Consider the following 568-nt stretch of genomic DNA (forward strand, 5'->3'; position numbering starts at 1 on the left):
ATATCGAGCGCGCGCTCGAGCCGCTCGATCCGATGGCGCTGATCGGCCCAGATAAAGGCGAGCAGCCGTTCGCGGCTATCGGCATCCTGCGCGTCGAGCGGGTGCAGATCGGCACCGCAGGCTGAGAGGATTTCGACCGGTGCCGCCACCGGGCGCGGGCCGCGCCATTCGGGTGCGATCTGCAGCGCGGAAGCCTGGTCGCCGACACGAGTGCCCCCCAGATCGAAGCCATAGCGACCGAGATTGAGGTTCAGGCCGCAGCTGGTGCCGAGTTCGAGCAGCTCGAAGGGGAGGCCGAATTTGTCCGCGGCGATCATCAGCGCCGACATCAGCGCAGCCGATCGTCCGACCTCATTGGTCTGGGTGGGGTCGCGCAGCCATTGCAGGATGAAGCCGTCGCATTGCGACAGCGCAGCCGCGAGCGCGCGGTCGTAATCGGCATGCTCGCCCCGGTACAGCGCGCTGAGCTCGGGCACGATGCCGCGCCGCGCCACGGCATGCAACACACCGTTCAGCCGCATCGCAAGCGCTGCCGCAGCACGGTCGCCGGGCCAGCTTGCGATCACGG

The 568-nt window shown here is 68.3% G+C and carries 1 protein-coding gene; it reads right to left on the reverse strand.

Features of this window, described 5'->3' with window-relative positions; translation table 11 throughout:
* A partial coding sequence (locus tag DM995_RS18950) for a DUF2332 family protein (protein WP_116970682.1) occupies positions 1 to 568 on the reverse strand: 568 nt, incomplete at both ends.

The sequence above is a fragment of the Blastomonas sp. UPD001 genome, assembly GCF_003426715.1.
GTDB lineage: Bacteria > Pseudomonadota > Alphaproteobacteria > Sphingomonadales > Sphingomonadaceae > Blastomonas.